Source organism: Agrococcus sp. DT81.2 (assembly GCF_049844935.1).
Classification (GTDB): domain Bacteria; phylum Actinomycetota; class Actinomycetes; order Actinomycetales; family Microbacteriaceae; genus Agrococcus.
This window is the reverse complement of the sequence record NZ_JBNCLZ010000012.1, coordinates 15523-24412: the sequence shown is the minus strand read 5'-3', so window position 1 is coordinate 24412 and position 8890 is coordinate 15523. Positions and strand designations below refer to the sequence as shown.

Annotated in this window: 14 protein-coding genes; 11 read left to right on the top strand and 3 right to left on the bottom strand. The window is 64.7% G+C overall.

Annotation, left to right across the window (positions count from 1 at the left end; all coding sequences use genetic code 11):
• The 8 genes from ACLQ21_RS15510 to ACLQ21_RS15475 all read left to right on the top strand — a co-directional run bounded on the left by ACLQ21_RS15510 (nt 1) and on the right by ACLQ21_RS15475 (nt 6669).
• Nucleotides 1-1779 (top strand): terminase, encoded by a 1779-nt coding sequence (locus ACLQ21_RS15510; protein WP_425664871.1) that lies wholly within the window; start codon nt 1-3, stop codon nt 1777-1779.
• On the top strand, nt 1779-3110 hold the full coding sequence (locus tag ACLQ21_RS15505; RefSeq protein ID WP_425664870.1) for a phage portal protein: 1332 nt from the start codon (nt 1779-1781) through the stop codon (nt 3108-3110). The genes ACLQ21_RS15510 and ACLQ21_RS15505 overlap by 1 nt, the downstream gene beginning before the upstream one ends.
• A gap of 61 nt (nt 3111-3171) precedes the next feature.
• The gene (locus ACLQ21_RS15500) at nt 3172-3879 is read left to right on the top strand and encodes a hypothetical protein (RefSeq protein ID WP_425664869.1); all 708 of its coding nucleotides are present in this window, start codon (nt 3172-3174) and stop codon (nt 3877-3879) included.
• Nucleotides 3880-3951: 72 nt separating this feature from the next.
• On the top strand, nt 3952-4431 hold the full coding sequence (locus ACLQ21_RS15495; protein WP_425664868.1) for a hypothetical protein: 480 nt from the start codon (nt 3952-3954) through the stop codon (nt 4429-4431).
• Nucleotides 4432-4482: 51 nt separating this feature from the next.
• Nucleotides 4483-5376 carry a P22 phage major capsid protein family protein gene (locus tag ACLQ21_RS15490; RefSeq protein ID WP_425664867.1) on the top strand — a complete coding sequence of 298 codons (894 nt, stop codon included), beginning with the start codon at nt 4483-4485 and terminating at the stop codon, nt 5374-5376.
• Nucleotide 5377: 1 nt separating this feature from the next.
• Nucleotides 5378-5836, top strand: a complete 459-nt coding sequence (locus ACLQ21_RS15485; protein WP_425664866.1) for a hypothetical protein — start codon at nt 5378-5380, stop codon at nt 5834-5836.
• Between the two features lie 9 nt (nt 5837-5845).
• Complete coding sequence (locus ACLQ21_RS15480) at nt 5846-6250, top strand: DUF6093 family protein (RefSeq protein ID WP_425664865.1); 405 nt, start codon at nt 5846-5848, stop codon at nt 6248-6250.
• A complete protein-coding gene (locus ACLQ21_RS15475) occupies nt 6232-6669 on the top strand; it encodes a hypothetical protein (protein ID WP_425664864.1) in 438 nt (145 codons plus the stop codon). The genes ACLQ21_RS15480 and ACLQ21_RS15475 overlap by 19 nt, the downstream gene beginning before the upstream one ends.
• Here the strand turns inward: ACLQ21_RS15475 and ACLQ21_RS15470 are convergent.
• Genes ACLQ21_RS15470 through ACLQ21_RS15460 form a run of 3 tightly spaced genes read right to left on the bottom strand, consistent with a single transcriptional unit; the run spans nt 6666 to nt 7625 of the window.
• Complete coding sequence (locus ACLQ21_RS15470) at nt 6666-6896, bottom strand: hypothetical protein (RefSeq protein WP_425664863.1); 231 nt, start codon at nt 6894-6896, stop codon at nt 6666-6668. The two genes, ACLQ21_RS15475 and ACLQ21_RS15470, sit on opposite strands and share 4 nt — an antisense overlap.
• Nucleotides 6886-7206: a hypothetical protein gene (locus ACLQ21_RS15465; protein ID WP_425664862.1), complete on the bottom strand. Its 321-nt coding sequence runs from the start codon at nt 7204-7206 to the stop codon at nt 6886-6888. The genes ACLQ21_RS15470 and ACLQ21_RS15465 overlap by 11 nt, the downstream gene beginning before the upstream one ends.
• The gene (locus ACLQ21_RS15460; protein ID WP_425664861.1) at nt 7203-7625 is read right to left on the bottom strand and encodes a hypothetical protein; all 423 of its coding nucleotides are present in this window, start codon (nt 7623-7625) and stop codon (nt 7203-7205) included. Before ACLQ21_RS15460 ends, ACLQ21_RS15465 begins: the two co-directional genes overlap by 4 nt.
• Before the next feature lie 90 nt (nt 7626-7715).
• Between ACLQ21_RS15460 and ACLQ21_RS15455 the strand changes: the two genes are divergently transcribed.
• From ACLQ21_RS15455 to ACLQ21_RS15445, 3 genes are read left to right on the top strand one after another with little or no spacing between them, the layout of a single operon-like run.
• On the top strand, nt 7716-8114 hold the full coding sequence (locus ACLQ21_RS15455; RefSeq protein ID WP_425664860.1) for a hypothetical protein: 399 nt from the start codon (nt 7716-7718) through the stop codon (nt 8112-8114).
• Nucleotides 8115-8126: 12 nt separating this feature from the next.
• Nucleotides 8127-8315: a hypothetical protein gene (locus ACLQ21_RS15450; RefSeq protein WP_425664859.1), complete on the top strand. Its 189-nt coding sequence runs from the start codon at nt 8127-8129 to the stop codon at nt 8313-8315.
• 2 nt (nt 8316-8317) lie between these two features.
• Nucleotides 8318-8815: a hypothetical protein gene (locus ACLQ21_RS15445; RefSeq protein WP_425664858.1), complete on the top strand. Its 498-nt coding sequence runs from the start codon at nt 8318-8320 to the stop codon at nt 8813-8815.
• Nucleotides 8816-8890 lie beyond the last annotated feature (75 nt).

Genomic DNA, 8890 nt, shown 5'->3' with positions numbered 1-8890 from the left:
GTGGCTGTCCCGAAGGCAGCGCCGGCCGTCCACCTGTCTCATTCCGCTGAACTGCGTGAGATCGAGGCTTGGTATAGGCGTGAGCTTGCCCGCGTGACGCCTCCCGCGCATCGTTGGCAGCCTGTGAGGGTTGGGCCGACATGGCAGTGGGACGGCGACTGGTCGCTCCCTGAGGCGACGCTGGGCTGGGAGTTCCTGTCGTGGTGCGGGCTGTGGCTTCGGAATCGTTCGGAGCCGTGGCAGTTCACGATGGAACAGGCCCGTTTCCTCCTCTGGTACTACGCGGTCGACTCGTCTGGTGAGCTCCTGTCGCACTCTGCGGTCCTGCAACGGCTCAAGGGCTGGGGTAAGGATCCGATCGCGGCTACCGTCTCGGTCGGTTCGATGCTCGCGCCGACGCTGTTCGATCGCTGGGATGGGGATCGTCCTGTGGGGCGTGACCATGAGGCGGCGTGGGTGCAGGTCGCGGCGGTGTCGCTGGACCAGACGCGTAACACGTTCAAGCTGTTCCCGTCGCTGATTAGCCGTGAGGCTCGGACCCGGTTCGGTATCCAGATCGGTAAGGAGAACCTGTGGGCGATGGGCGATTCGCGGCAGGTGCAGGCGGTCACGTCTAACCCGATGGCGCTTGAGGGTGCTCGTCCGTCGCAGGTGATCCGTAACGAGACGCAGAACTGGCTCGAGACTAACGGCGGGCACGCTATGGCTGGTGTCATCGACGGTAACGCGGCGAAGGCTGAGGTTGGCTATCCGGCGCGTGTGCTGGACATCTGCAACGCGTACCGGCCTGGTCAGGATTCGGTGGCGCAGCGGATGCGTGAGGGGTTTGAGGACACTCTGGGCGACCCGGACGCGGAGGACGCGTCGGACCGTCCGAAGATCATCGACTTTGGTGTCCTGTACGACTCGCTTGAGGCTCCGCCTGACGCTCCGATGTCGCTTGATGCGGCTGGTGAGGTGCTCGAGGCGGTGCGTGGGGATGCTGTGTGGTTGAACACGGAGCGCATCAAGAAGTCGATCGCGTCACCGTCCAACCCTGTGTCTGAGTCTCGCCGCAAGTGGTACAACCAGATCGTTGCGGCTGAGGATTCGTGGCTGTCGCCGGCGGAGATTGATCCGCTCATCGACCGTGAGCTGGTGGTTGATGATGGCGAAGAGATCACGTTGTTCTTCGACGGCTCGAAGTCGGATGATGCGACGGTCCTGGTCGGTTGCCGCATGTCTGACGGGCATGTGTTCCCGCTGGGCATGTGGCAGCGCCCTCCTGGCCGCCGTGGGGACGGTTGGACGTCGCCTCGGACGGAGATTGATGCGGCCGTTGACCACGCGTTCGCGAAGTACCGCCCGGTTGGGTTCTTCGCTGATCCGTCGCATGTGCTGGACGACGAGACGATGGAACGTTACTGGGATCCGCTGATCGAGAAGTGGCACCTGAAGTATGGGCGTCGCTTGAAGGTGTGGCCTTCGGGTTCGCGTGGCGGGAAGGGTTCGTCTGTGATGTTCGACATGACGGCCCGTGATCGTTCTCGGCAGTTCGCGGAGGCGGTCGCGTTCACGCGCGAGGAGATCCTCTCTGGGGATCTCACTTGGGATGGTGACCCGCGTATGCGCAGGCACCTGCTGAATGCCCGCCGTTACCCGGTGCAGGGCGTTGTGTCCATCGCGAAGGAATCGCGCGAATCGAAGCAGAAGATCGACCTTGCGGTTGGTCTGGTTGGGGCTCGCATGGTGCGACGGCTCGTGATGACTACGACGAAGAAGGGCGGCTCGGTGTGGTGATGAAGCAGAACAGCGTCGTCGAGCTCGCCAATGATCTTCTGATCCCTGGCTTGAACGCTGAGCGCAGCGGGCTCGACAAGATCGACGCGTGGTACCGGTGGGATCCTGAGCACATCGACCTTCCTCGGAAGGCGGGCCTCGAGCAGCAGGCGCTTCGTGGCCTGTCTGAGACGCCTTGGCTGGGCCTGGTGGTTACGACGATCGCTCAGCAGCTTGTCGCTGAGCTGGTGCGTTCGTCTGAGGTGACGGACACGTCTGCGATCTGGCAGCCGTGGCTGCGGAACCGGATGCAGTCGCGTCAGCGTGCGATCCACCGTGCCGCGCTGGCCTACGGGTACGCGTACACGACGGTCATGCCTGGCGATCAGGGTGCTGTGATCCGTGGCTACTCGCCGCGCGACATGTACGCGGTCTACCAGGATCCGGTGGTCGACGAGTACCCGATGTACTACGTCCGCAAGATCGGGAACCGTTACGTGGTCGTCGACGATACGGCCGCCTACACGCTGGTTGAGACGCAGGGCACGTCGGGTCCGCGCATGCAGTACGTGTCGTATGAGGAGCATGGTGTCGGTGTTGCGCCGGCGATCCGCTACTCGAACCAGATCGACCTTGAGGGGCGCACGCCTGGCGAGGTTGAGCCGTTCATCGACATGGCGAAGCGCATCAACAAGACGTCCTTCGACCGGATGCTCGCTCAGCACTTCAACTCGTGGAAGGTTCGGACGGCCACTGGCCTGGACGAGCCTGGCACGCCTGAGGAGCAGGACGCGCAGAAGCTGATCCTGCGCCAGAACGACATCCTCGTGGGCGGTGAGGGCGTCACGTTCGGGAGCCTGCCTGAGACGAGCCTTGACGGGTTCATCAAGGCGTGGGAGTCGGATGTTGAGGCTCTGGCTGCGGTTTCGCAGACGCCGGCGCACTCGCTGACGGGCAAGATGATCAACCTGTCCGCGGATGCGATCACTGAGGCGCGGTCGATCCTGGACCTGAAGGCCAATGAGCGGAAGCTCGGGTTCGGGGACTCGCACGCGCAGACGCTTCGACTGGCTTCGCATGTCGAGGGGCGTGAGCGGGACGCTGCGGACTTCACTCTGTCGATTCAGTGGGCTGATCTCGGTTCGCGGTCGCTGTCGCAGGCGGCTGACGCGCTGGGCAAGATCGCGTCGCAGCTTGGCGTTCCGGCGGAGAAACTGTGGGATCGGATCCCTGGCGTCTCGGCTGAGGATGTGACTGTCTGGCTGAAGTGGCGTGAGGCGCACCCGCCCGAGGAGACGGTGATCGCGTCCGCTTTGAGGGCTCAGATCAGTGGCTCTGACAGCGCAGGGTAGGCGGCTCACGGAGGCTCACCGTCGCGCTCAGATCGCTCTTGCCTCTGAGGCTGAGGCGGTCATGCGGGAGATGTGGGCTGAACTGGACCCAGTCCGGATTCAGTCGACTCGTGACCGGTGGCTGGCCGCTTCGTTGATCGGTGCTGTCGCGTATCACGACGCTTCGGCGGAGCTCGCGGCCGACTACGTCGCGTCGTACCGTCTGGCTGAGGCTGAGGGCGTGACGGGGCCGATCGTCCGTCCTGTGGTGGATCGTGCGCGGGTGGTGACGTCGCTGTCTTTGACTGGCCCTGCTGCTCTGTATCTCGAGCAGCAGGCCGGTCTTGACCCGGTCGAGGCGCACCGTAAGGCGGGTAACAAGGTGGCGGGCGCGTACCGGCGGCATGTGCAGCAGGGCGGGCGGTCGCTGGTCGACCTCACTGCTCGCGCGGACAGGTCGGTCGTCGGGTGGCGTCGTGTCACTGATGGCAGCCCGTGTGCGTTCTGCGCGATGCTCGCGACTCGCGGACCTGTGTACGGGTCGGAGTCGTCGGCACGGTCCTCGACTAACGGATCCCGTTACCACGACCGGTGCGGCTGTTCGGCTGAGCTCGTCTATGGCGAGTGGCAGCCGAACGAGACGGAGCAGCGGTGGATCGACGACTACCAGGCGGCCGCTGAAGAGGCGACCGCTACTGAGGGTGTCCGGCGTGCACCGTACTCCCGTGACGGTGTCCGGCATGACGAGGACACGATCCTGCATCGTTTGCGCGAGCAGGGCTACCGATAAGACTTCCCGCGTCAAGCGGGGAACCGCCCCTGGTGGGCGGGCAACTCACACGCCCCAGGAAGGGCACCAACCATGACTGAGCAGAACGTGGAAGAGACGCTGGACGCCCTGGAGGCATCCGAGTCCGACGAGCAGAACGAGAGCGTTGAGGCCGCGCCCCAGGAGGGCGCTGTGTTCGACGCGGATCAGGCTCGGGAGAAGATCCGCAAGCTGAACTCTGAGGCGCGCAATCTGCGCGAGCGGGCCAAGAAGGCCGACGAGGCAGAGAAGGCCGCCGGCGAGTCCGGTAAGCGGGTCACTGACCTCGAGGCGGAGAACCTTCGACTGAAGGTCGCGATCAGGGCAAGCCTGCCTCCTGAGCTGGCTGAGCGCCTGCGCGGCTCGACGGAAGAGGAGCTCCTCGAGGACGCCGACAAGCTGCTGACGCTCGTCACTTCGAAGCGCCCTCCGTCGCAGCAGCCGCGTGAGCAGCTCCGTGGCGGTGGCGACCCGACAGTCCCGGTCGAAGAGGCCGATCTCGACAAGCTCGCGGAGCGAATGTTCCGCAAGTAACGCACTGCCACTGGTGGTGCTCACTACCCCATTTCTATTAGGAGGCCCACCGTGGCAAACACCCTTTACACCCCGGAGCAGGCGGCGCGTTCGACGCTCGCCGCGCTCCGTCACCGTTCGCTCCTGCCTCGTACGGTCCGTCAGGACTTCTCGCAGGAGTTCGTCGCCGGTCGTGGCCAGACGGTCAACGTGCTCGCGCCGGTTTCGGCTGGTGAGGCGAAGGTCTACACCAAGGCCAACCGTGACGCTCGCGCTGCGATCCAGTTCAACGAGCTGGAGCAGACGTGGATTCCGGTCACGCTCGACAACCAGGTCTACAACGCGCTCCGTCTGCCGGATGACTTCGCTACGTTCACGCTGACGTCGCTCGAGCAGCAGGTTCTTCGCCCGCAGGCTGAGTCGGTCGTTGACGCGCTCGCCGCGCCGCTGATCACTGAGATGTCGGCTATCGCGACGGACGCTTCGATCCCGGCTGTTGCGGCGGATGGCTCGAACATCCTGCAGGTGCTGATCAAGGCTCGTCAGGTGCTCAACACGCGTAAGGTGCCGGCCGATGGTCGCACGTTCGCTGTGGGTGCTGAGATCGAGGCGCACCTGCTGGGCCTGTCGCAGCTCCAGAAGGTGAACGAGGCTGGCACGTCGGAGACGCTCCGCAACGCCACCATCGGTCGCCTGTTTGGCTTCGACATCATCGCCGCGTCGGAGCTCGCTGACGACTTCGGTATCGCGTACCACCGTGACGCGTTCGCTCACGTCACGCGCCCGTCGCGTCAGCCGGAGGGTGCCGCGAAGTCGGCGACCGTCGCTGAGGATGGCTTCGCGCTCCGTTGGATCCAGCACTACAACCCGCTGCAGCTCGAGGACCAGAGCATCGTCGACACCTTCTACGGTGCCGCCACGCTCGACGCCAACCGCGCTGTGTCGGTCACGGCTTCGGGGGTCTGAGATGGCTGAGCCGGAGACGCTAGCAGATGTGTCGGACCTCGCCGACTGGATCGGTGAGCCTATCGCCGCCGGGACGGTTGACGAGAAGCGCGCCCTGCTGTGTCTCCGGCTCGCTTCCTCGCTCGTCCGGGTCGAGGTTGGTCGTGACTGGCTGACCGAGACGGGTGTCCTTGACGGGGCCGTGCCTGACGCGGCCCGCATGGTCACCCTGTACTGCGCTTCCCGTGTGTACGAGAACCGTGAGGCGCAGACGCGCGGCTCGATTGATGACTTCGATCAGGGCTGGAAGGTCGACGAGGCCGGCGCGTATCTGACGGCTTCTGAGCGTCGGATGCTGTCGGGCCTGAAGCGGTCGACGACGGGTGGCCTGTACACGGTCGCGACGACTCGTGGCGAGCGTCATGCGCCAGGTGTGTGGGTTCCGACTGACACGCCGAACGTGTACTTCCCCTGGGCTTAGGAGGCTGGCATGCGCGTTCTGCGTAACGGTCGCCGCCTCGCTGAGAAGCTGATGGTGGATCGGTGGCGTTGCACGCGCGGCTCTGCGCCGGTGTTTGACGACGAGACGGGCGAGTGGACGGCCCCGGCCGGGGAGGTCGTCTACGACGGTCCTGGCCGCCTCCGTGACCTGGATGTGGACTCGCCGCGGGCGGAAACGCAGGGCGAGACGACAATCGTGTCCGCCCTGCGTCTCTGGCTGCCGTGGGATGCGTCTGCGGGCCTGCGGGTCGATGACGTGCTCGAGTGCACGGCTGCGGGTGAGGATCCCGCGCTGGTCGGCACGAAGGTTCGTATCACTGACCTGCACTTGCAGACGCACTCCACCGCCCGCCGCTTCTCTGTGGAGGTGGACTCGTGGCCGACAGCGACCTGACGAAGCTCGCCCATGACCTGTCGAACGCGCCGGTTGAGGCTTGGGATGGGATCAAGAAGGCGGTCGGGGATTCGGCGCTCGCGATTAAGGACACGTGGGCCGAGAACTTGGGCGGCAAGGTCAATGAGGGGTCGGCGTTCAAGTGGATCGGCGGCTCGATCGACTACGACCTGAACGTTACCGGCGCATCACTCGCTCGAGAGGCGTTGGGTATCGGTGGGGGCGGGACCGGCTATCAAGCGGAGATCGGCCCCAATCTGGCTAGGCGTCAGGGTGCGATGGCTGGCTGGTGGGAAGAGGGCATGCGGAATATCCCTGCTCTTCACCCTGGCTATGACGCGATGAAGAAGGAAGAGCCGCGGTTCGAGTTCTGGGTCGGTGTCGCGGTGGACGAGGCGCTGAGGAAGTCGGGTCTCTAGCCGATTGCGCGGATTGCGCGCATGACTTCCTCTGCCATCTGCTTTGGCGTCATCGGTTCGGGCTGTTCGACGCGCGGCTTGTGCGCGTAGTCGTCTAGTGCGTTGCGGACGATGGAGGACAGGGTTGTCCCTTCCTCTTCCGCCCGCTCTTTGGCTGCGAAGTAGATGCGGTCGGGGATGCGGAAGGGGCGGGTCGGCATGGGGCCGTTCTCGGGGTCAACGGCCACGGCGGAACGCGTTCGGGTTGCTGAGCGGTTCGCCCGGGATGCCCTTGCGGATCTCGTTCTCGACAGCGCGACGGTTCGCGTCAAGTCGCTCGGATGGTGACAGGTCACCCCACGCCACGCTCAGGTCGCAGGCGGTCGCATCCCAGTCAGCTTGCATGGCTTCCATGTCCTCTACCCACGGCGCAATGCGTTCGCGCCAAGCTCGATTGTCTTGGCGAACCCTGTGCAGGTGGTGCAGGTACACGGCGACGACCACCGCGATGCTGAGCGCGACCGTATAAAGCAGCCACCACCCGATCGGCTCGCTCATGCCTGCGCCTCCCCGCCAGCGGCGACGGCACGGATCGCGGCGAGCACCTTCCCTGCCGCCTCGTTGATGAGCCGCATGTCGGTGCCCGCGTGATCGGACAGCCTCGTCATCACGAGCGCGTCGGTCAGATGGTCGGCCATGCTGTCGTCGGTTAAGCGGGCGAGCGCGGCCTCGGCGCGGTCGCGCTCATCTTCGACATCGTGGAGGGCCGCAGCGCACTTCCGCCACCCCTCCATGCCCTCGCGGCGCTTCTGCTCGACCGTGGCAACTGTGGCCGTGAGGTCTTCACCCTGCTCGCGTAGCCGCTCAACCTCGGCCAGCAGGTCGGGCACGTCGTCTGCGAGCACGTCTGCGTCGGACTCATGGCGTGCCCGTTCGCGCATCTCGGCCAGGCGCTCGGCGGGGATCGGTTCGGTCATATTGCCTCCTGAGGTTACCTCAATTCTACCGTTTGTAGATACGAAACGGAAGCCCAAATGGACACAAACACTCAGGATCGGGGACCGTAGATGTCGTCTCGGGAACACACGAAGGCGCTCCTCGCCTACCTGCGAGACGCGCCCGATCTCGCGTCGATCGTCTTCGATGGCGCTGTCGACGGCCAGGCACCTCCCCGTTACGTGCTGGTGTTCTCGCAGTCGATGGATCACGAGGTTGATCGGATGGCTGGCCGTCAGCGTCCTCTTGTCGCGCGTCACACGATCCACTGCATCGGTTCGGTGCCGGATGAGGCTCAGTGGCTTGCGGACAAGGTTTCGACCCGCCTGGTCGGTGCGCGTATCCCGGTCCCTGGTCGTTCGTCGTCGCCCGTGAAGCACACGGGCGGCGATCCTATGCGGCTCGATTCTTCCGTCCCGCCGGCCGTCTACTTCCTGGCCGATGACTACGAGTGGGCTTCTGGCCCGTAAGGAGCAGCCCACATGGCTGAACTGATCCGAGCGCGTGACCGCGACACCGGCAAGGTGGGCGAGTTCACGCGCGAGTTCCTGGATGCATGGCCGAACGGCTACTTCATCCTCGGCCCTGCAGAGGGCGCTAAGACTAAGAAGCAGGCCGCCCGGTCCGCCTCTACCGCCCCGACTGGGGCTAACCCGGAAGGAGGCGCGTGATTATGGCGCGTACTGTCAACATTCCCCGCAACGTTGATGTGGATGAGAACCTCGCGATCGTCGTGATCCCGAAGGCTGATCTTCCCGACCCGTCCGCACCGTCTGCGGCTGCTCTGAATGGGGCGACTGATGTCACGTATGAGCACACGACGGACGGTCTGAACGCGACGTCGTCGCAGGCTACGGTCACGGACCCGCGCCTGTCGCTGCGTGATGTTCCTGAGGCTCCTGGCACGATCTCTCACTCGCTTGAGGTGACGTACTTCTACGGCGATGACGAGCTGGTGCTGGACACGCTGCTGGTTGAGGGCGATGAGGTGTTCTACGTGATCCGCGATTCGGTGCGGGTTGAGGAGGACTTCGCTGCTGACCAGAAGGTTGACGTGTATTCGGCGGTTGTGGGTGAGCCTCGTAAGAACCGTGCGACTGGTGGCAAGCAGACGAAGACGACGACGCTGTTTGTGCAGCGCAAGTACACGGACGTTCTGGTCGCGGCCTGACGTCTGATTATGGCTCCCTGGTCGGGGTTTGTCCCGCCCCGGCCAGGGTCATCACCAATGGGGCGAAGTAAACAA

What these genes read in the sequence shown, in the direction of transcription:
- ACLQ21_RS15505 (WP_425664870.1), top strand. Translation starts at nt 1,779, where the DNA reads ATGAAGCAGAACAGCGTCGTCGAGCTCGCCAATGATCTTCTGATCCCT.
- ACLQ21_RS15460 (WP_425664861.1), bottom strand. Translation starts at nt 7,625, where the DNA reads ATGACCGAACCGATCCCCGCCGAGCGCCTGGCCGAGATGCGCGAACGG.
- ACLQ21_RS15500 (WP_425664869.1), top strand. Translation starts at nt 3,172, where the DNA reads ATGCGGGAGATGTGGGCTGAACTGGACCCAGTCCGGATTCAGTCGACT.
- ACLQ21_RS15465 (WP_425664862.1), bottom strand. Translation starts at nt 7,206, where the DNA reads ATGAGCGAGCCGATCGGGTGGTGGCTGCTTTATACGGTCGCGCTCAGC.
- ACLQ21_RS15495 (WP_425664868.1), top strand. Translation starts at nt 3,952, where the DNA reads ATGACTGAGCAGAACGTGGAAGAGACGCTGGACGCCCTGGAGGCATCC.
- ACLQ21_RS15485 (WP_425664866.1), top strand. Translation starts at nt 5,378, where the DNA reads ATGGCTGAGCCGGAGACGCTAGCAGATGTGTCGGACCTCGCCGACTGG.
- ACLQ21_RS15450 (WP_425664859.1), top strand. Translation starts at nt 8,127, where the DNA reads ATGGCTGAACTGATCCGAGCGCGTGACCGCGACACCGGCAAGGTGGGC.
- ACLQ21_RS15480 (WP_425664865.1), top strand. Translation starts at nt 5,846, where the DNA reads ATGCGCGTTCTGCGTAACGGTCGCCGCCTCGCTGAGAAGCTGATGGTG.
- ACLQ21_RS15445 (WP_425664858.1), top strand. Translation starts at nt 8,318, where the DNA reads ATGGCGCGTACTGTCAACATTCCCCGCAACGTTGATGTGGATGAGAAC.
- ACLQ21_RS15455 (WP_425664860.1), top strand. Translation starts at nt 7,716, where the DNA reads ATGTCGTCTCGGGAACACACGAAGGCGCTCCTCGCCTACCTGCGAGAC.